Source organism: Microbacterium sp. JC 701, from assembly GCF_021026215.1.
GTDB classification, from domain to species: domain Bacteria; phylum Actinomycetota; class Actinomycetes; order Actinomycetales; family Microbacteriaceae; genus Microbacterium; species Microbacterium algihabitans.
Genome location: NZ_JAJNCV010000004.1, coordinates 137,547 through 156,597, shown reverse-complemented (window position 1 = coordinate 156,597; position 19,051 = coordinate 137,547). Strand labels below are relative to the sequence as shown.

General features: G+C 71.0%; 17 protein-coding genes. 10 read left to right on the top strand and 7 right to left on the bottom strand.

Translation table 11 applies throughout. The features are described from left to right. Window positions 1–98: 98 nt before the first annotated feature. Window positions 99–1,097, bottom strand: coding sequence for a LacI family DNA-binding transcriptional regulator (locus LPW41_RS14965; RefSeq protein WP_144834519.1), 999 nt, complete (start codon window positions 1,095–1,097; stop codon window positions 99–101). A gap of 112 nt (window positions 1,098–1,209) precedes the next feature. On the opposite strand from LPW41_RS14965, the gene LPW41_RS14960 reads away from it, so the two are divergent. From LPW41_RS14960 to LPW41_RS14940, 5 genes are all read left to right on the top strand, one after another. Beyond that, window positions 1,210–1,611, top strand: coding sequence for an L-rhamnose mutarotase (locus tag LPW41_RS14960; RefSeq protein ID WP_230705282.1), 402 nt, complete (start codon window positions 1,210–1,212; stop codon window positions 1,609–1,611). Then, window positions 1,608–2,774: an L-rhamnose isomerase gene (gene rhaI / locus LPW41_RS14955; RefSeq protein WP_144834522.1), complete on the top strand. Its 1,167-nt coding sequence runs from the start codon at window positions 1,608–1,610 to the stop codon at window positions 2,772–2,774. The genes LPW41_RS14960 and rhaI overlap by 4 nt, the downstream gene beginning before the upstream one ends. Before the next feature lie 115 nt (window positions 2,775–2,889). Beyond that, window positions 2,890–4,944, top strand: coding sequence for a bifunctional aldolase/short-chain dehydrogenase (locus LPW41_RS14950; protein WP_144834524.1), 2,055 nt, complete (start codon window positions 2,890–2,892; stop codon window positions 4,942–4,944). Beyond that, on the top strand, window positions 4,941–6,401 hold the full coding sequence (locus tag LPW41_RS14945; protein WP_230705281.1) for a rhamnulokinase family protein: 1,461 nt from the start codon (window positions 4,941–4,943) through the stop codon (window positions 6,399–6,401). Before LPW41_RS14950 ends, LPW41_RS14945 begins: the two co-directional genes overlap by 4 nt. A 66-nt stretch (window positions 6,402–6,467) precedes the next feature. Next, window positions 6,468–7,724: an alpha-hydroxy acid oxidase gene (locus LPW41_RS14940; protein WP_144834527.1), complete on the top strand. Its 1,257-nt coding sequence runs from the start codon at window positions 6,468–6,470 to the stop codon at window positions 7,722–7,724. Between the two features lie 300 nt (window positions 7,725–8,024). On the opposite strand, the gene LPW41_RS14935 is transcribed toward LPW41_RS14940, so the two are convergent. Continuing rightward, complete coding sequence (locus LPW41_RS14935) at window positions 8,025–8,648, bottom strand: TetR/AcrR family transcriptional regulator (RefSeq protein WP_144834529.1); 624 nt, start codon at window positions 8,646–8,648, stop codon at window positions 8,025–8,027. A gap of 112 nt (window positions 8,649–8,760) precedes the next feature. Here LPW41_RS14935 and LPW41_RS14930 point away from each other — a divergent pair, with 112 nt between their 5' ends. Both LPW41_RS14930 and LPW41_RS14925 read left to right on the top strand, forming a co-directional pair. Further along, a complete protein-coding gene (locus tag LPW41_RS14930) occupies window positions 8,761–9,585 on the top strand; it encodes a sugar phosphate isomerase/epimerase (protein ID WP_230705280.1) in 825 nt (274 codons plus the stop codon). Beyond that, window positions 9,582–10,712 carry a Gfo/Idh/MocA family protein gene (locus LPW41_RS14925; protein ID WP_144834533.1) on the top strand — a complete coding sequence of 377 codons (1,131 nt, stop codon included), beginning with the start codon at window positions 9,582–9,584 and terminating at the stop codon, window positions 10,710–10,712. Before LPW41_RS14930 ends, LPW41_RS14925 begins: the two co-directional genes overlap by 4 nt. Before the next feature lie 16 nt (window positions 10,713–10,728). Here the strand turns inward: LPW41_RS14925 and LPW41_RS14920 are convergent, their stop codons facing one another. The 5 genes from LPW41_RS14920 to LPW41_RS14900 form a co-directional block, all read right to left on the bottom strand. Further along, window positions 10,729–11,742, bottom strand: a complete 1,014-nt coding sequence (locus LPW41_RS14920; protein WP_230705279.1) for a S24/S26 family peptidase — start codon at window positions 11,740–11,742, stop codon at window positions 10,729–10,731. A gap of 4 nt (window positions 11,743–11,746) precedes the next feature. Then, on the bottom strand, window positions 11,747–12,337 hold the full coding sequence (locus LPW41_RS14915) for a TasA family protein (RefSeq protein ID WP_144834537.1): 591 nt from the start codon (window positions 12,335–12,337) through the stop codon (window positions 11,747–11,749). A 133-nt stretch (window positions 12,338–12,470) separates the two neighbouring features. Then, window positions 12,471–14,072 carry a DHA2 family efflux MFS transporter permease subunit gene (locus LPW41_RS14910; protein WP_230705278.1) on the bottom strand — a complete coding sequence of 534 codons (1,602 nt, stop codon included), beginning with the start codon at window positions 14,070–14,072 and terminating at the stop codon, window positions 12,471–12,473. Between the two features lie 107 nt (window positions 14,073–14,179). Next, on the bottom strand, window positions 14,180–15,553 hold the full coding sequence (locus LPW41_RS14905; RefSeq protein ID WP_230705277.1) for an MFS transporter: 1,374 nt from the start codon (window positions 15,551–15,553) through the stop codon (window positions 14,180–14,182). Next, entirely contained in the window at window positions 15,550–16,011 is a 462-nt protein-coding gene (locus LPW41_RS14900; protein ID WP_230705276.1) for a MarR family winged helix-turn-helix transcriptional regulator, read from the bottom strand. The genes LPW41_RS14905 and LPW41_RS14900 overlap by 4 nt, the downstream gene beginning before the upstream one ends. 86 nt (window positions 16,012–16,097) lie before the next feature. Between LPW41_RS14900 and LPW41_RS14895 the strand changes: the two genes are divergently transcribed. The 3 genes from LPW41_RS14895 to LPW41_RS14885 all read left to right on the top strand — a co-directional run bounded on the left by LPW41_RS14895 (window position 16,098) and on the right by LPW41_RS14885 (window position 19,007). Beyond that, window positions 16,098–16,946 carry an alpha/beta fold hydrolase gene (locus tag LPW41_RS14895; RefSeq protein WP_230705275.1) on the top strand — a complete coding sequence of 283 codons (849 nt, stop codon included), beginning with the start codon at window positions 16,098–16,100 and terminating at the stop codon, window positions 16,944–16,946. 283 nt (window positions 16,947–17,229) lie between these two features. Further along, complete coding sequence (locus tag LPW41_RS14890) at window positions 17,230–18,078, top strand: carbohydrate ABC transporter permease (RefSeq protein WP_144834545.1); 849 nt, start codon at window positions 17,230–17,232, stop codon at window positions 18,076–18,078. Continuing rightward, a complete protein-coding gene (locus tag LPW41_RS14885) occupies window positions 18,075–19,007 on the top strand; it encodes a carbohydrate ABC transporter permease (protein ID WP_144834546.1) in 933 nt (310 codons plus the stop codon). The genes LPW41_RS14890 and LPW41_RS14885 overlap by 4 nt, the downstream gene beginning before the upstream one ends. Window positions 19,008–19,051 lie beyond the last annotated feature (44 nt).

Genomic DNA, 19,051 nt, shown 5'->3' with positions numbered 1-19,051 from the left:
CGGTCGGGGCCTCTGCGCGTCACCGGTTGCGCCGCACGCAGGCCGATCCTGCCCCGGTCGCGTCGCGCGTACCGGAGGGCGACCCCGCGACGGTCGCGTCAGCCGCTCGAGGCCCGCACCACGAGCTCGGGGCGGAAGCGCACCTGCCGCTCGGCCGGGTCGAGTTCGCCGTCGAGCTGGCGCAGCAGCAGGTCGACGGCCGTGGCGCCGAGCTCTTCGGCCGGCTGGCGGACCGAGGTCAGGGGCACGACCGTGGCCGCGGCGAAGTCGATGTCGTCGTAGCCGACGAGCGCGATGTCGTCGGGAACGCGGATGCCGCCGAGCATCGTCAGCGCCTGCAACAGGCCGACGGCGAGCAGGTCGTTGGCGGCGAAGACCGCGTCGGGGCGGTCGTCGCGCTCGCGCAGCGCTTCGCCGGCGGCGCGGCCGGCCAGCACCGTCATGGCATCGGTCTCGATGACCTCGAGGCTGGCCCCGTCGACCTCGGCGACGGCGCGGCGTGCACCCTCGAGGCGATCGGCCACCTGGCGGGTGGTCAAGGGACCGGCGACCACGGCGATGCGGCTGCGCCCCTGCGCCAGCAGGTGGGCGACGGCCAGGTGGCCGCCCTCGACGTCGTCGACCGACACCGTGCACGCGGCATCCGACTCGGTCTGCTCATCCACCAGCACGAGCGGAACGCCAGCGCTCGCGAGGTGCTGCACGACGTCTCCCTCGGGAACGGCCGGGGTGAGCAGGACGCCGGCGACGCGTTGCTCGCGGAACTGGTCGAGGTAGAGGCGCTCGTGGTCGGCGTCGGCACCGCTGGAGCCGAGCAGCACGACGTAGCCGTCTTCGGCGGCGCGGGCCTCGGCGCCGCGGGCGACGGCGGCGAAGAACGGGTTGCCGACGTCGAGCACGATGAGGGCGATGCTGCGGCTGCGTCCGGCGCGCAGCTGGCGTGCGGCGTCGTTGCGCACGTAGCCGAGCGCGTCGATCGCGGCGCGCACTCGTTCGGCGGCGGCGGGAGAGACCGTCTCGCGGCCGTTGAGCACGTTCGAGACGGTGCCCACCGAGACGCCGGCGTGGGCTGCGACGTCTTTGATCTTGACCGCCATCGACGACCGTGCCTTTCCCGCGAGCTCTGGTCGACGATATCGCAGGCGCCCGGCGTCACGTCCGGCGTGGTCGCCAGGTGTTGCGCCGGCGACCAGGCGGTTCTATAGTGCAATGAAACGATTCATTCCCGAGAAAGACAAGCTCCACCCGATGACCGCCCACCCCACCCGCGTCTGCTTCGAACTTCGCGTGCGGCCCGAGCTCGTCGACGACTACGTCGCCCGCCACACCCCGGTGCGCGCCGAGATGCTCGCCGAGATCGCCGCCGCCGGTCGCCGCAACTACTCGCTGTTCCTCGGCGAGGAGGGGCGCCTGATCGGCTACTACGAGACCGACGACGACGCCGCCGCCCAGGCCTATCTCGCCGCCTCGCCCATCGCCGCCGCGTGGGAGGCGGAGATGGCCCCCTACTTCGTCGGCCTCGCCGGTCGTCCCGACCAGGCAGCCACACCGCTCACCGAGGTCTTCCACCTCGCCGACCAGCTCGCAGACGCGGGAAGGACCCTGTCATGACCACCCTGAGCCCCCAGATCCTCGACGCCCTCGCGGCGCAGGCCATCGAACTGCCCTCGTGGGCGTTCGGAAACTCCGGCACCCGCTTCCGCGTCTTCCCCACCGCGGGCACCCCGCGCGACCCCTTCGAGAAGATCGCGGATGCCGCGGAGGTCAACCGCCTGACCGCGCTCGCCCCCACCGTCGCCCTGCACATCCCGTGGGACCTCGTCGACGACTACTCGGCACTGCGCCGTCACGCCGAAGACCTGGGCGTGAAGCTGGGCACCGTCAACTCGAACACCTTCCAGGACGAGGACTACAAGTTCGGCGCCCTCACCCACCACGACGAGCGCATCCGGCGCAAGGCGATCGACCACCACCTCGAGTGCATCGACGTGATGGATGCCACGGGCTCGCGCGACCTGAAGATCTGGCTCGCCGAGGGCTCGAACTACCCCGGCCAGAACGACATGCGCGGCCGCCAGGACCGCCTGCAGGACTCGCTGCAGCAGATCTACGCACGCCTCGGCGACGACCAGCGCCTCGTGCTGGAGTACAAGTTCTTCGAGCCGTCGTTCTACCACACCGATGTTCCCGACTGGGGGACCTCGTACGCGCAGGTGGCCTCGCTGGGAGAGAAGGCGATGGTGTGCCTCGACACCGGCCACCACGCGCCCGGCACCAACATCGAGTTCATCGTCATGCAGCTGCTGCGCCTCGGGAAGCTCGGCTCGTTCGACTTCAACTCGCGCTTCTACGCCGACGACGACCTCATCGTGGGCGCGGCCGACCCGTTCCAGCTGTTCCGCATCCTCGTCGAGGTCATCCGCGGCGGGGGCCTGAACAACCCCGACGTGGCGTTCATGCTCGACCAGTGCCACAACATCGAGGACAAGATTCCGGGCCAGATCCGCTCGGTGCTGAACGTGCAGGAGATGACCGCGCGTGCCCTGCTGCTCGATCGCGACGCCCTCACCGCGGCGCAGGACGCGAACGACGTGCTCGGTGCGAACGCCGTGATGATGGACGCCTTCTACACCGACGTGCGTCCGGCCCTCGCGGAGTGGCGCGAGTCGCGGGGCCTTCCCGCCGACCCGATGGCCGCGTTCGCGGCATCCGGATACCTGCCCCGCATCGCCGACGAGCGCGTCGGCGGCACCCAGGCCGGCTGGGGCGCCTGAGCCCTCACCCTTTCGTCGCACGGATGCGCGCGACGACCCGATCGCCGGGGCGGCGGACCCTGAATCACCGTCGCCCCGGTTCCCTTTACCGTCGCTCTCACCCGTGAGGAACGTCATGACCAGCTCCACCGCCGCCGACCTCGTCGCGCGCAGCAACCGCCTCGGCTCCGACCCGAAGGTCACCAACTACGCCGGCGGCAATACCTCCGCCAAGGGCACTGACATCGACCCCGTCACCGGTCAGCCGGTCGAGTTGCTGTGGGTCAAGGGCTCGGGTGGCGACCTGGGCACCCTCACCGAGAAGGGCCTGGCGGTGCTGCGCCTCGACCGCATGCGGGCGCTGGTCGACGTGTACCCCGGCATCGAGCGCGAAGACGAGATGGTCGCGGCCTTCGACTACTGCCTGCACGGCAAGGGCGGGGCCGCCCCCTCGATCGACACCGCGATGCACGGTCTCGTCGACGCCGCGCACGTCGACCACCTGCACCCCGACGCCGGCATCGCGATCGCCACCGCCGCCGACGGCGAGAAGCTCACGACAGAGATCTTCGGTGACAAGGTGGTGTGGGTGCCGTGGCGCCGCCCCGGCTTCCAGCTGGGCCTCGACATCGCCGCGATCAAAGAGCGGAACCCGCAGGCGATCGGCACGATCCTCGGCGGTCACGGCATCACCGCCTGGGGCGACACCTCGGAGGAGGCGGAACGCAACAGCCTCTGGATCATCGACACCGCGCAGGCCTACATCGACGAGCACGGCGCGGCCGAGCCCTTCGGCGGCGTGCGCGCGGGCTTCGCGGCCCTGCCCGAGGCCGAGCGTCACGCGAAGGCGGCGGCGCTGGCCCCCACCATCCGCGGGCTCGCCTCGACCGACAAGCCGATGGTCGGTCACTACACCGACTCCGCCGCGGTGCTCGACTTCTTGGCATCCGAGAAGGCCCCCGCCCTCGCCGCCCTCGGCACCAGCTGCCCCGACCACTTCCTGCGCACCAAGGTCAAGCCGCTGATCCTCGACCTGCCCGCCGACGCCTCGATCGACGACGCGATCGCGCGCCTGCAGGAGTTGCACCTCGCCTATCGCGAGGACTACCAGGCGTACTACGACGCGCATGCTTCGACAGGCTCAGCAACCGAGGAAGCGAGCCCCGCGATCCGCGGCGCAGACCCGCTCATCGTGTTGATCCCGGGCGTGGGCATGTTCTCGTACGGCGCCAACAAGCAGACGGCGCGCGTGGCGGGCGAGTTCTACGTCAACGCCATCAATGTGATGCGCGGAGCCGAGGCCCTCTCGACATACTCTCCGATCTCGGATGCCGAGAAGTTCCGCATCGAGTACTGGGCGCTCGAAGAGGCCAAGCTGCAGCGGATGCCCCGGCCCAAGACCCACCAGGCCCGCATCGCGTTCGTCACGGGCGCGGCATCCGGGATCGGCAAGGCCATCGCGACCCGCCTCACCGCGGAGGGCGCGTGCGTCGTCGTCGCCGACCTCGACCTCGAGAAGGCGCAGGCCGCCGCGGCCGAACTGGGCGGCACCGACGTCGCGATCGGGGTGGCGGCGAACGTCGCGGATGCCGAGGCCGTGCAGGCCGCGATCGATGCGACAGTGCTGGCGTTCGGCGGCATCGACCTCGTCGTCAACAACGCGGGGCTGTCGCTGTCGAAGCCGCTGCTGGAGACCACCGAGAAGGACTGGGACCTGCAGCACGACGTCATGGCGAAGGGCTCGTTCCTCGTCGCGAAGGCGGCGGCGAAGGCTCTCATCGCGCAGAAGATGGGTGGCGACGTCATCTACATCTCGTCGAAGAACTCGGTGTTCGCCGGCCCCAACAACATCGCCTACTCGGCGACCAAGGCCGACCAGGCCCACCAGGTGCGCCTACTGGCGGTCGAGCTGGGCGAGCACGGCGTGCGCGTGAACGGCATCAACCCCGACGGCGTCGTGCGCGGCTCGGGCATCTTCGCCGCGGGCTGGGGCGCCAACCGCGCCGCCACCTACGGCGTCGACGAGAAGGACCTCGGGCAGTTCTACGCCAACCGCACGATCCTCAAGCGCGAGGTCGTGCCCGAGAACGTCGCCGATGCGGTGTACGTGCTCACCGGTCCCGAGCTCTCGCGCACGACGGGCCTGCACATCCCCGTCGACTCGGGCGTCGCTGCGGCGTTCCTGCGATGAGCGACGCCGGGTCGGATGCTGCGGGGTTGCAGCCGTCGCCCGCGGCCGGGGTCGGCGCTTCGCGGCCGGTCCGCGCCGTCGCGGCCGTCGACCTCGGCGCGACCAGCGGCCGCGTGATGATCGGCCGCGTCGGCGAGGGAGTGCTCGAGCTCGAGCAGGTCGCGCGCTTCGCGAACGGACCCGTCGAGCGCGCGGACGGCTGGCACTGGGACGTCGAGGCCCTGTGGACTCACGTGCGCGCGGGCCTGGCCGAGGCGCTGCGCCGCGAACCGGCGATCGAGAGTGTCGGCATCGATTCGTGGGCGGTCGACTACGGTCTGCTGCGCGACGGCGAGCTCATGGCGGAGCCGTTCAACTACCGCGACGAGCGCACCGCGCGCGGGGTGGATGCCGTGCACGCGATCGTTCCGTTCGAGGAGCTGTACCGCCGCAACGGCCTGCAGTTCCTGCCCTTCAACACGGTGTACCAGTACGCCGCCGACGCGCAGCTCGCCGCGGCCGAGGCGAGCCTGCTGATCCCCGACCTCTTCGCTGAGCGCCTCACCGGTCGCCGCGTCGCCGAGCGCACCAACGCCTCGACGACGGGCCTGCTCGACGTGCACACGGGGGAGTGGGACACCGAGCTCGCCGCGACGTTGGGCATCTCGGCATCCGTGCTGCCCCCGCTCGTCGACCCCGGCGAGACCGTGGGCCGCGCCACCGACCTCGGCGGACTGCCTGTCGTCGCCGTCGGCTCGCACGACACCGCCTCGGCCGTGGTCGCGGTGCCGATGTCGTCGGCCAACGCGGCCTACATCTCGTGCGGGACGTGGGGTCTGGTGGGTCTGGAGCTCGAGGCGCCGATCGTGACGGATGCCGCCCGCGCGGCCAACTTCACCAACGAGGGCGGCGTCGACGGGCGCATCCGCTTCCTCCGCAACGTCACCGGTCTCTGGCTGCTGAGCGAGACGGTGCGGGCGTGGTCGGAGGCCGACGGCGCCCCCGTCGGCCTCGGTCGGCTGCTGGCGGCGGCGGGCTCGGTCTCGGTGCCGGCGCGGCTGTTCGACGCCGACGACCCCTCGCTCGCGGCTCCCGGCGACATGCCGACGCGCATCGCGGCGCTGCTCGGGCGCGACGCCCCTGGTCGCTCGGAACGCCCGATGTTCGCGCGCATCATCGTCGAGAGCATCGCGCAGGCGTTCGCCACCACCCTCCGCGCGGCGGCGGCCCTCGCGGACCGCGAGATCGACGTCGTTCACCTTGTCGGCGGCGGAGCGCTCAACACCCTGCTGTGCCAGGCGACGGCCGACCGCTCGGGGGTTCCCGTGCTGGCGGGTCCCGTCGAGGCGACGGCGCTGGGCAACGTGCTCGTGCAGGCGCGGGCGCTCGGCGCTTTCGATGCGGATGCCTCGCTCGCCGACCTGCGGGCGCGCGTGGCCGCGGCCTTTCCTCCGCGGCGCTACGAACCGCGTTTCTGAAACCCCTTCCCGCCCCGTCGGAGCGGGCGTACGATGTGGTCAGACCACATGAAAGAGAGATCCCCCATGGTTCAGCGTCAGCTGCCGAAGGTCGGCGAGCTCCTCGAGCTCATGCAGTTCAAGAAGCCCGAGCTCGACGCGCGCAAGCGCCGCCTCGACGCCGCCCTCACGATCGCGGACCTCCGCACGATCGCCAAGCGCCGCACGCCCAAGGCCGCGTTCGACTACACCGACGGCGCCGCCGAGGGCGAGCTGTCGCTCGACCGCGCCCGCCGCGCCTTCGAGGACGTCGAGTTCCACCCCGACATCCTGCGCCCCGCCGCCGACGTCGACACCTCGTGCCAGATCCTCGGCGGTCCCTCCGCCCTCCCCTTCGGCATCGCGCCCACCGGCTTCACGCGTCTCATGCAGACCGAGGGCGAGACGGCCGGAGCCTCCGCGGCCGCCGCCGCCGGCATCCCCTTCACGCTCTCGACCCTCGGCACCACCTCGATCGAGGGGGTGAAGGCCGCCAACCCCGTCGGTCGCAACTGGTTCCAGCTCTATGTGATGAAAGACCGCTCAATCTCGTACGGCCTCGTCGAGCGCGCGGCGAAGGCGGGCTTCGACACCCTGCAGTTCACCGTCGACACCCCCATCGCCGGCGCCCGCCTGCGTGACAAGCGCAACGGCTTCTCGATCCCGCCGCAGCTGACGGTCGGCACCATCGTCAACGCGATCCCGCGCCCCTGGTGGTGGATCGACTTCCTCACCACCCCCAAGCTCGAGTTCGCCTCGCTCAGCACCACCGGCGGCACGGTCGGCGAGCTGCTGAACGCCGCGATGGACCCCACGATCAGCTACGACGACCTCGACGTGATCCGCGGAATGTGGCCCGGCAAGATCGTCGTCAAGGGCGTACAGAACGTGACGGATGCCGCGCGCCTGGTCGACCTCGGCGTCGACGGCATCGTGCTGTCCAACCACGGCGGCCGCCAGCTCGACCGCGCGCCCATCCCCTTCCACCTGCTGCCGAAGGTCGTGCGCGAGGTCGGCAAGGACGCCACGGTCATGGTCGACACCGGCATCATGAACGGCGCCGACATCGTGGCATCCATCGCCCTCGGCGCGAAGTTCACCCTGATCGGCCGCGCCTACCTGTACGGCCTCATGGCCGGTGGGCGTCAGGGCGTCGACCGCACGATCGCGATCCTGCGCAGCGAGATCGAGCGCACGATGACGCTGCTGGGCGTCTCGTCGCTCGATGAGCTCGAGCCCCGCCACGTGACGCAGCTGACGCGACTGGTGCCCGTGGCCGACCAGGCGGTCGACGCGCGGGTGTGACGGCGGGTGCGGAACCTCGGCGATCCGCGCATCCTCGGCTCGATGGGGGCGCGTGCGGCTGAGGTTGAGCGGATCGCGGAGCCGGCGTGCCGGCGCAAGCGCCGGGCGGCGGCGGCAGAACCTCAGCGATCCGCGCATCCTCCGCCCGGTGGGGGCGCGTGCGGGTGAGGTTGTGCAGATCGCGGAAGGTGTGCGGGGATGGCCGGGGTTCGACTGTCGCGGAGCCCGTCAGCCCGCGTCGCCCCGAGCGCGCCGCCGCGCGAATCGCGGAGCGTGCGCGGCGCGCCACCTCGAGTCAGGTCAGCGCGGCGGAGCCAGCAGCCCGCCGAGCGCGCCCAGCGATCGGGCGAGCGGCAGCGACGGGTCGAGCAGCCACTGCACCTGCAGGCCGTCGGAGGCGGCGATGAGGAGGGCGGCGACCTGGTCGGGGTCGCAGTCGGCGCGCACCAGGCCGTCGGCCTGCTCCTGGCGCAGTCGCGCGGCGAGGTCTTCGCGCAGGCGTGCGAAGCGGGCCGTGAAGTACTCGCGCGCGGTGGCGCTGTCTTCCTTCAACGACGTCGCGACGAGGGTCGTGTAGAGCTCGACCAGCCCCGGTACTGCGGTGTTGTGCTCCGCGGCATCCGTCAACGACGACAGCGCCGTGGCGTCGGGCGCGGGCGGGCGTTGCCGGTTGGCGTGGTCGTACACGGCCACGAGCAGCTGCTCGCGCGAGTCGAAGTAGTGCAGGAGCGCCGCGTGCGAGACGCCCAGCGCCCGCGCGATGCTGCGCAGCGATGCGCCGTCGGCGCCGCGCTCGGCGAAGACGTCGATCGCGCGGTTGAGGATCTCCTGCCGGCGGGCGACGCCTTTCGAGTACGCCCCGGAGCGGCCGAGGCGATCGTCGTCGAGGGCGTCGTCGCCGGGGGAGTCGTCGCCGAGGGTCACCGGGTCAGTCTAAGCGCCGGGTGAGAGAGAAAGCATCCACTGGTCGGTTTTCTGGTAGCGTTCCCACCGAGCCGCTCGCGCGGCGATCTCGACGACGAGCAAGGAAGGTCCGATGTCGCTCCCCACCCCCTCCGTTCAGCTGTACACGCTGGCCGATCAGTTCAGTGCCGACCCGCAGGGGTCGCTCGACCGCCTCGCGGCCATCGGCCTGCGCAACGTCGAGGCGTTCGACTTCGTGCGCCGCCCCGCCGAGATCCGCGCCGCGCTCGACGCGAGCGGTCTGGCCTCGCCCACCGGGCACGCACCCCTGCTGTCCGATGAGCTGTGGACGCCCGACGGGTCGATCCCCACCCCCGCCCCCGAGGCGGTCTTCGCGGCCGCGGCCGAGATCGGCATCAGCACGGTGATCGATCCCTTCGTCGCCGCCGATCGCTGGCTGACCGCCGACGGCGTGGCCGACATCGCCGAGCGCATGAACGCCGCGGCCGACCTCGCCGCCACCTACGGACTGCAGGTGGGTTACCACAACCACGCGCAGGAGTTCCTCGCCGACGTCGACGGTCGCAGCGCGTTCGAGCACTTCGTCGCCCAGACCGACGAGCGCGTCGCCCTCGAGCTCGACCTGTTCTGGGCGCTCACCGGCGGCCAGGACGTGCCCGCTCTCGTGAGCCGCCTGGGCTCGCGCCTGCTGGCCGTGCACGTGAAGGACGGCATCGTGCCGGCCGAGAACCCCTTCGCCCCCGGCGCCGACCTCGGCGTCACGCGCACCCTCGACCAGCGCCACCCCGGCGACGGCCAGGTGCCCCTCGTCGAGGCCATGCGGGCTGCCGAATCGGTGCGCTGGGCCGTCATCGAGTACGACCGCGCCCCCGGCGACGTGTTCGACGATGTCGCCGCCAGCTACGCCTTCCTGCTCGAGAACGGCCTCGCCGCGTGAGCGCCCCCGTCGGCGTCGGCATCATCGGCGCGGGTGTCATCAGCGACACCTACCTCGAGAACCTCACCTCGTTCCCCGACGTCGACGTCCTCATCGTCGGCGACCTCATCGCCGAGCGTGCGCGGGCCCAGGCCGCGCAGTACCGCGTGCCCGCGTGGGGCACGGCCGACGACGTTCTCGCCCACCCCGACGTGCAGGTCGTCGTCAACCTCACGATCCCCGCCGTGCACGTCGAGGTGTCGTCGAAGGCGATCGCCGCCGGCAAGCACGTATGGACCGAGAAGCCCCTCGGCCTCGATCGCGAGGGCACCGCGGAGCTCCTCCGGCAGGCGGATGCCGCGGGCCTGCGCATCGGCTCGGCGCCCGACACGCTGCTGGGCCCCGGCTTCCAGTCGGCCAAGCGCGCGATCCTCGACGGCGCGATCGGCCGGCCCCTGTTCGCGCAGGCGTCGTTCCAGACGCAGGGGCCCGACCTCTGGCATCCGGGACCGCAGTTCCTCTTCGCCCGGGGCGCCGGTCCGCTGCTGGACATGGGGCCGTACTACGTCTCGGCGCTGGTCAGCCTCTTCGGCCCGGTCGACCGGGTCGCCGCCGTCGGCACGCGGCCGCGCGTGCAGCGGAGCATCCGCACGGGGCCGGCGGCGGGCGAGGTCTTCGACGTCGATGTTCCCACCACTGTTCAGCTGATCGCCTCGTTCGAGGGGGGAGAACAGGCGCAGGGCCTGTTCAGCTTCGACTCCGCGCTCGAACGAGCCGGCGTGCTCGAGGTGCACGGAACCGAGGGGTCGATGTTCCTTCCCGATCCGAACCACTTCGTCGGCGAGATCTCGCGCGTGGAGCCCCTCGGCGTGCTCCTCGACGACTTCCGTCCCGAGCAGGAGCGCCTCGAGGTGCCGCTGCAGGGCGCGGAGGTCGGCCGCGGACTCGGTCTGCTCGACATGGTGCGCGCGATCGCCGAAGGGCGTCCGCACGTGGCCTCGGGCGAGCTCGGGCATCACGTGCTCGACGTGCTCCTGTCGGCCGAGGAATCGGCCGCCGGTGCGGGCTTCGTGACGGTCGAGAGCACGCTGGGCGCTCCGGTGCCCGTGCTGCCGGCCGACTTCGACCCGTTCGCGCGCACGCTCTGAGGCGGAGCCCCGGCGGTCAGCGGCAGAAGGGGCGGCCGAAGCCGAGGAACACCCCGCCGACGGGGACGGATGCCGACGACTCGGCCGACCAGGCTTGCCCGGCGGTCGTGCGCACGGTGACTCGATCGGTGCGGAACAGCGAGTACGAGCCGTCGTTGGGGACGCGGGCGGCCCGCGCCCACGGCGGGATGCCCGACGCGACGACGCGGCCGTTCACGAGCAGGTCGAAGCCGCGCGGCTCCCAGCCGTCGTACGCCCAGGTGACGACGGCGCCGCCGTCGTTGACGCACCCCAGTCGCGTGGGCGGCGAGACGGTGGCGGCGACGATGCTCCCGGGCGCCGCGGTGACGTCGGCCAGCGCCGCCCACGCGGGGGTCGCGCCGAGAGCCGCGGTCACCGCGAGGGAAGAGGCCAGACCGAACGCTCGGCCGATCCGCACGCGGGCGGGGGCCCGTCGTCGCTGTGCGCGCAGGCTCCGACGCGTCACCGGAAGGCTGCGGTGCGGCTCGTCGGGGTCGGCAGGCGGCCGGGGGTCGTCGTCGTCGCCGCGACGCAGGGCGAGCAGGAGGCACAGGGCGACCCCGACCGTCACGGCACCGAGCGGCACGACGTCGGCGGTCTTCACCCACACCACGGGCAGCCCGACCCACGGCACCCTCAGCACCCCGACGCCGCGGACGGCGTCGGGGTGCAGGGGTGACGAGTCGGCCGACGGGTTGGCGTCGCCCTTGGTGATCAGTGCCCCGTCGACGTCGATCACGGCGATGCGGTGCAGCCGCAGCCGGTCGGACCAGTCGGGATCGTCGGCCAGCACGACCCGGCCCGGCAGCAGGGCGTCGGGCGGCATCGGGCGCGACACCACGACGTCGCCCACCTCGATCGCCGGCGTCATCGACGCCGTCATCACGGTGGTGGGCAGCCACCCGAGCGCGACGGGCGCCGCGGCCCAGAACCCCAGGGCCAGGGCGAGCGTCACCACCGCTCGGGCCGCCGCCACCGCCGCGACGAGCAGCACGCGACTCGCGGGCACCGACTCAGCTGTTCTGGGCTTCCCAGACGAGCGCGGTCGAGGCGGTGCCCCCCTGGACACTGTTCGGCGCGTCGTCGGCGAGCGTCCACGAGATGCGGAAGGTGCGCGACTCCGCCTCCGCTCCCGTCGGGCTCCAGGTCGCGGCCCCGGTGGCGAACGAGGAGTGCGCTCCGGTGAAGCCCGCGAGGCTGCCGTCGAACACCGTGCTCTGCGCGGTGAAGCCCGTGCAGGTGCCGTAGCCCCCACCGGTGCCCTGCTCGATGGTGAGAGCGAGGTGGTCGGCGAGGCCGGCGGTGCCGGTCACCTCGTCGGCGTAGAGGCGCACCTGCGAGGCGAGGGTGCCGGTCGAGGTGACCGCGATGCACGTCGTGCCCCCGTCGCCGGGCTTGGCGTTGGGCGCGGTGAAGAGCGTGCGTCCCGCGGCGTCGTCGGCGAGCTGCACGGTGCCGGCGCGCCAGCTGTTCTGCTCGTTCGAGGTGGTGTCGGAAAAGGCGGCGTACGAACTCGTCGACACCAGAACGCCCGCCGCGACGACGGCCGCGGGTAGGGCGATCGCGGTGGCGATGCGAGAGGAACGGCGTGTGAACTTCGGCATGATGGATCTCCCCACGAGATCAAGAGCGGATAGGTCACCTGCACAGTAGGAAAACCCCTCCTCGTGGAGGAGAAGCGGGTGGAGGCTTGACAAGTCGCCACCCGCCGTGGTTTCCATTCGAGCGAATGGACCCCTACGCAGCCGTCTCCTTCTCGGGCTCGCGCCGCCGTGCGCCCGCGCCGAGCGTCAGGGTCGAGGCCAGGCCCAGCGTGAGGAATGCCGCCGCCGTGAACGCCGCCGCGCGCGTGCCGTCGCTGAAGGCGGCACGTGCGTCGATCGCGAGGTCCTGCGTCTGCGGCGAGGCCGCGAGGCCGCCGATCGCCGCACCGGCACTGTCGACCACCTGCGAGACGACCTGGTCGCTCTGCGCCGTGGGCACGCCGCGGTCGTCGAGGCGCGCGATCAGCGCCCCCGCGGTGGTCGAGAACAGCACGGTGCCCAGCACCGCCACCCCGAGAGCCGCGCCCAGCTGACGCGAGGTCGACTGGGTGCCCGAGGCCTGCCCGCTCGCGGCCGGGGGCACGTCGGCCAGCACCACGCCGGTCAGCTGCGCCGTGGCGAGGCCGACGCCGACGCCGTAGACGAAGAGGAAGGGGATGAGGGGTCCCCACGTGGCATCCGGAGAGATGGTGAAGGCGACCCCGGCCACGCCGATGATCTCGGCGAGCAGGCCGCCGCGCACGATCCAGACGGGGGCGACCTTGCTGCTGAGCGCCCCGGCGATGCCGCTCGCGACGAACGAGCCGATCGCGAGCGAGAGCAGCAACAGGCCGGTCTGCAGGGCGTCGAAGCCGACGACGAACTGCAGCCACAGGGGCAGGGCGAGGATGATGCCGAACTCGCCGAGCGAGACGACGGCCGCGGCGATGTTGCCGTTGCGGAACGACGTGATGCGGAACAGGCCGAAGGCCAGCAGGGTCGAACGCCCCGCGCGTTGGCGCCGCAGGCCCCACGCGATGAAGGCGATGAGCGCGACGAGCGCCACGGCGAAGGCGATCGGCACGGGGGAGAGCGAGAGCGGCCACGTCCAGTCGCCGATCGCGGGCGCGGTGTCGACGGTCCACCATCCGTAGGTGCGGCCCTCGATGAGGCCGAACACGAGCGGGGCCATCGTCAGCACCGACAGCAGGGCGCCGACGCCGTCGATCGCCTCGACGCGGTCGCTGCGCGATTCTGCGACGGTCAGGGCGACGCCGATCACGATGATCACCCCGAGGGGGATGTTGATGCCGAAGGCCCAGCGCCACGAGAACGCCGTGGTCAGCCATCCGCCGAGCAGGGGGCCGACCGCGGCCATGCCGCCGATGGTGGATCCCCAGACGGCGAAGGCGATGCCGCGCTCGCGTCCGCGGAAGGTGGCGTTGATGATCGAGAGGGTCGTCGGCAGGATCATCGCTCCGCCGATTCCCTGTACCAGGCGCGAGGCGATGAGCAGTCCGCCGGTGGGCGCGAGGGCCGCTGCGATCGAGGCGAGGGCGAAGATGCCCACGCCGATCAGCATGAGCCGGCGTCTGCCGAAACGGTCGGCGAGCGAGCCGAAGACGAGCAGGAACGAGGCGAACACGAGGGTGTAGGCCTCTTGTACCCACTGCACCTCGGTCGAGGAGATCGTGAGCTCTTCGACGATCGAGGGCACGGCGACGTTGACGATCGTGGAGTCCACGATGATCAGCGAGACGGCGATGCTGATGAAGACGAGCCCCGCCCAGCGGCGCCGATCCATGCTGTCGTTCATATCGCTAGCTTATCTAGCGATATCGGACGAGGGAAGGGCTTGCACGCGCGACGACCAGGCGGATGCCGAGGGGTGCGGCATCCGTTCGATCGAGGTCGGGCCCCGGCTCAGGCGCTGTGGCGCGGGCGCGGGGTCGCGCGCGGACCGCGCTCGCCGGGCGGGAGCGGGATCGGCGTCGTGCCGGCGATCTCGTCGCTGAAGTCCTCGGGCTCGGGCGCTATCGTCTGGATCGGCCGGGTCTCGTCGACCGTGAGCAGGAACCGCTTCGTCTCGTGGCGGTGCACGCGCCCCGACGCGAGCGTCCAGCTCACTCCGATCGCGCAGGCGATCACAGCGACGACCGCGGCGAGCCCGATCGCGACGCGGGGCCCGAACTGCGCGGCGACGGTGCCGACGATCGGGGCGCCCACGGGCGTTCCGCCCAACAGGATCGCCATGTACAGCGCGAGCACGCGGCCGCGCAGCACGGGGTCGGTCGTGGTCTGCACGTAGCCGTTCGCGGTGGTCAGCGTCGTCACCACGCAGAACCCGGTGAGCACCAGGGTGGCGGCATAGGCCTCGTAGCTCGGGGCGAAGACCGAGAGGGCGGATGCCACGGCGAAGCCGCCGGCGCCGACGATCACCACGCGCATGCGGGCGCGCTCGCGACGCGCGGCGAGCAGGGCTCCGGCGAGCGAGCCGATCGCGACGAACGAGCTGAGCAGGCCGAACCCGTCGGCGCCGCGGCCGAATTCGAGGGCCATCGTCGAGGCGAAGATCGGGAAATTCATGCCGAACGCACCGAGCAGGAACACCATCACGAAGATCACGACGAGATCAGGCCGTCTCCCGACGTATCGGAAGCCGTCGGCCAGGCGCGCCGGTCCGCCGCGGCGGTGGCGGGCGACGAGCTCGTGCGGCCGCATGATCAGCAGGGCGCCGAGCATGGCGAGGAAGGTGACCGCGTTGACGAGGAACACCCACCCGGTGCCGACGATCACGATCATGACGCCCGCGACGGCCGGCCCGATCAGGCGGGCCATGTTGAACGACGCGGCGTTGAGGGCGACGGCGTTCGAGGCGTTCTCCTGTGACACCAGGTCGGAGACGAACGCCTGTCGGGCGGGGTTGTCGAAGGCGGTGACCACGCCGAGGGCGAGAGCGAAGCCGAACATCAGCGGCAGAGTCATCACGCCGGTCAGCAGCAGCACGCCGAGCGTGACGGCCAGCAGCAGCAGGGCGCTCTGGGTGCACATGATGAGCTTGCGCCGGTCGAACCGGTCGGCGACCCACCCGGTCACGCTCACCAGCAGCAGGGGAGGGGCGAACTGCAGCGCCATCGTGACGCCCATCGCGGCGGCGTCGTTGTCGGTCAGCTGCGTCAGCACGACCCAGTTCTGGGCGGTGGCCTGCATCCAGGCACCGACGTTGGAGACGAGGGCTCCGATGAACCAGACGCGGTAGTTGAAGATCGACAGCGACCGGAACATCGACGTGCTCATCTGTCGGCCACCTTCCTCATGATCACCGTGGCGCGGGCCAGCGCGTCGCGTTCTTCCGGGCTCAGCTCGGCGAGGGCCTCCTCGAGGAAGGCGTCGCGCCGGCGCACGGTCTCGTCGACGATGCGACGGCCGAAGTCGGTGAGGTCGATCGTCACGCGGCGGCGATCGGCCTCGTCGGGGATGCGCGTGATGTATCCCGCCTCCTCGAGGAGCGACACCGTGCGGTTCATCGACGGCGCCGTGACGCGCTCACGCTCGGCCAGTTGGCCGAGCGTGTGCGCGCCGTGCACGGTCAGTGCAGCGAGGACGGCGAACTGTCCATCGCTCATGGAGTCGACCGCCCGCTGCGCTCGCAGGCGTCGAGCGAGGCGGAAGGTCGCCATGCGCAGCTCGGAAGCCGCGGCGCTGAAGTCATGACTCAGGTCGGGAAGGGGGGATTCGTCGACGCGATCATTCATGTCCGTGATGGTTAGGTTAGCTCATTAGCCTTGCTAACGGAATAGTCCTCGTCCGTGCAATCCGGTCCCAGCCCTAGACTCCCCCCATGCCAGAGTTCGACGACGCCTACGGCATCCGCATCGTCTACGACGTGTACGAGGCGGTCGAGCCCCGCGCGGTCGTGCAGCTGCTGCACGGGGTGGGCGAGCACGCCGGCCGCTACACCGCCCTCATCGAGGCCCTCGTCGAAGCGGGCTACACCGTCTACGCCGACGACCACCGCGGCCACGGCCGCACGGGGCTGGGGCAGTGGCGAGGCGATCACGCCAAGCTCGGTCGGCTCGGACCCGGCGGTCTCGGCGCCGCCCGCGACGCGGTGTGGACCCTCTCGCAGCGCATCCGCGAGCAGCACCCCGACCTGCCTCTCGTGCTGCTCGGGCATTCGTGGGGCTCGTTCCTCGCGCAGATGCTGCTGGATCGGCATCCGGATGCCTATGACGCGGTCGTGTTGAGCGGTTCGGCCCTGCGCTGGCCGGGGTCGTTGAACGCGGGCGACCTCAACGCCCCGTGGAAGCACCTCGGCGGCTCCGGGATGCAGTGGCTCTCCAGCGACGAACAGGTGGGGAAGGACTTCGTCGCCGATCCGCTGACCACATCGACGCCGTTGGCGCGGCTGTTCGGCCCCCTCGAGACGCTGAAGCTGCTGGGGCGCCCGCGGCGCGACCTCGGCCGCGACGTGCCGATGCTGCTGATGGTGGGGCGCGACGACACCGTGGGTGGCCCGCGCAGCGTGCATCGCCTCGCCGACGCCTACCGGCAACGGTCGGGCCTGACCGACGTGACGACCCTGGTGTACCCGGGGGCGCGGCACGAGATCTTCGCCGAGCGCGAGCAGGCCGCGGTGCGCGCCGACCTGCTGGCCTGGCTCGACGAGCGGATCGCGTCGCGCGTCTAATTCGTCGTGTCGGTCGCGGCCCCTGTTTGAACATGCTAAATAACAAGAACAATCACAAGTTCACACGTCGTGATCTAAGCGTTACCGTCGCGAATTGACCTCATCGCGTTGACCCGCGAAGCTGAATGCGCCGAAAGCGGGATAAACCGCCTCGATCGGGCCGCATGGTCCCTCATCGCCGAGGAAAGCGCACATCGACGTGACGACTCTAGACACACCAAAACTCACACAAACAAACAAAAGCTCACGTCGGACCAGCCGACCCGAGCGACTCGGCAACGGGATGTTCGCCGTGCTGCTGGTGGTGCCGGGCATGGCGCTCATGGCGGTTGTCGTCGCGTACCCCCTCGTCTCGGCGCTGGTCACCGCGTTCTTCAAACAGAGCCTCGTGCTCCCCGGGCGCGAGTTCGTCGGCTTCCAGAACATCGCCGACGTGCTGCAGGACGACTTCCTCCGCCTGCTCGGGCAGACGCTCGTCTTCACCCTGGGCACGACCATCGCCCCCTTCGTGATCGGCTTCGCCCTCGCACTCGCCCTCAACACGCAGATCCGCGGATCGAAGGTGTTCCGCGGCCTGATGCTCATCCCGTGGCTCGTGCCCGGCGTCGTGGTGTCGTTCCTGTGGATGTGGATCTTCAACGCCAACTACGGCGTGATGAACGCGATCCTCGAGCCGCTCGGCGTCTCGCCCCAGGCCTGGCTCGCGCAGCCCGGAACCGCGATGTTCGCGGTGATCGTCGCGAAGACCTGGCAGTCCTTCCCCTGGATGATGGTCATGCTCCTCGCCGGTCTGCAGACCGTGCCGCGCGAGCTGCACGAGGCCGCCGAGATGGACGGCGCCGGAACGGTCCGCCGCTTCTTCTCGATCACCGTCCCGCAGATCGGCGGGATCATCGGCCTGGTGCTGCTGCTGGAGTTCATCTGGAACTTCCAGCACTTCGACATCATCTACGTGCTCACCGGCGGCGGCCCCGCCGGCTCCACCGAGACCTTCGCGACCTCGGTGTACGAGACCGCCTTCCACGGCTTCGACCTCGGCCGCGCCGGAGCGCTCGGCCTGTTGTGGCTCGTCCTGCTGATGGCGCTCGTCGTCGTCTACGTCCGATTCTCCGAGAGGAGTGAGAAGCGATGACCAGCACCGCCCTCCCCACCGTCGCCCCCAGCCCCGAGGCTCCGCCGGTCGTCGTCGACGCTCCCGCACGCCGCCGCCGGCGCCCGAGCTCGGGCCTGCGCTCCGACCGCCCCGGCGTCCGCGCCGCATCGTGGGCCGCGCTGATCGTGTGCGGCGGGTTCGCCCTGCTGCCGGTCTACTGGCTGCTCGCGACCTCGCTCACGCCTCGGGACCAGGTGTTCTCGTACCCGCCGAAGCTGTTCCCCACCGAGATCACCTTCGACGCCTACATCTCGCTGACGTCCAACCCGCAGCTGTTCACCTACCTGCAGAACAGCGTCATCGTCTCGGTCGTCACGGCCCTGCTCTCGGTGATCGTGTCGGCCTACATGGGCTACTCGTTCTCGAAGTTCCGCTACCGCGGTCGTCGGCAGCTGATGTACTTCGTACTGGCCTCGCAGATGTTCCCGCAGGCCCTGCTGCTGGTCACCCTGTACAGCGTGTTCAGCGCCTACGGCTTGCTCAACACCTACACCGCGCTCGTGCTGTCGTTCACGACCTTCACGCTGCCGCTGTGCGTCTGGATGCTGAAGGGCTTCTTCGACACCATCCCCGACGAGCTCATCGAGGCCGCCCGCGTCGACGGTGCCTCGCGGCTGCGCACCATCCACTCGATCGTGCTGCCGCTGGCCGCCCCCGGGCTCGTCGCGGCCGGACTGTTCGCCTTCGTCCGCGGCTGGAACGACTTCATCTTCGCCCTGACCCTCGCCGGCCCCGACAAGCAGACGCTCCCGCCCGGACTCGTCAACACCTACGTCGGCGAGGCGGCCACCGCCTGGCCCGAACTCATGGCGGCATCCCTCGTGGTGTCGCTCCCGGTGGCCGTCGCGTTCATGCTGCTGCAGCGCTACCTGGTCAGCGGCATGACGGCCGGCGCCGTCAAAGGCTGATCCCCGCTCTTTCTCTCACCGCTCGCCCGTCAAGGAGGACACCC

What these genes read in the sequence shown, in the direction of transcription:
- LPW41_RS14965 (WP_144834519.1), bottom strand. Translation starts at nt 1,097, where the DNA reads ATGGCGGTCAAGATCAAAGACGTCGCAGCCCACGCCGGCGTCTCGGTG.
- LPW41_RS14960 (WP_230705282.1), top strand. Translation starts at nt 1,210, where the DNA reads ATGAAACGATTCATTCCCGAGAAAGACAAGCTCCACCCGATGACCGCC.
- rhaI (WP_144834522.1), top strand. Translation starts at nt 1,608, where the DNA reads ATGACCACCCTGAGCCCCCAGATCCTCGACGCCCTCGCGGCGCAGGCC.
- LPW41_RS14950 (WP_144834524.1), top strand. Translation starts at nt 2,890, where the DNA reads ATGACCAGCTCCACCGCCGCCGACCTCGTCGCGCGCAGCAACCGCCTC.
- LPW41_RS14945 (WP_230705281.1), top strand. Translation starts at nt 4,941, where the DNA reads ATGAGCGACGCCGGGTCGGATGCTGCGGGGTTGCAGCCGTCGCCCGCG.
- LPW41_RS14940 (WP_144834527.1), top strand. Translation starts at nt 6,468, where the DNA reads ATGGTTCAGCGTCAGCTGCCGAAGGTCGGCGAGCTCCTCGAGCTCATG.
- LPW41_RS14930 (WP_230705280.1), top strand. Translation starts at nt 8,761, where the DNA reads ATGTCGCTCCCCACCCCCTCCGTTCAGCTGTACACGCTGGCCGATCAG.
- LPW41_RS14915 (WP_144834537.1), bottom strand. Translation starts at nt 12,337, where the DNA reads ATGCCGAAGTTCACACGCCGTTCCTCTCGCATCGCCACCGCGATCGCC.
- LPW41_RS14910 (WP_230705278.1), bottom strand. Translation starts at nt 14,072, where the DNA reads ATGAACGACAGCATGGATCGGCGCCGCTGGGCGGGGCTCGTCTTCATC.
- LPW41_RS14905 (WP_230705277.1), bottom strand. Translation starts at nt 15,553, where the DNA reads ATGAGCACGTCGATGTTCCGGTCGCTGTCGATCTTCAACTACCGCGTC.
- LPW41_RS14900 (WP_230705276.1), bottom strand. Translation starts at nt 16,011, where the DNA reads ATGAATGATCGCGTCGACGAATCCCCCCTTCCCGACCTGAGTCATGAC.
- LPW41_RS14895 (WP_230705275.1), top strand. Translation starts at nt 16,098, where the DNA reads ATGCCAGAGTTCGACGACGCCTACGGCATCCGCATCGTCTACGACGTG.
- LPW41_RS14890 (WP_144834545.1), top strand. Translation starts at nt 17,230, where the DNA reads ATGTTCGCCGTGCTGCTGGTGGTGCCGGGCATGGCGCTCATGGCGGTT.
- LPW41_RS14885 (WP_144834546.1), top strand. Translation starts at nt 18,075, where the DNA reads ATGACCAGCACCGCCCTCCCCACCGTCGCCCCCAGCCCCGAGGCTCCG.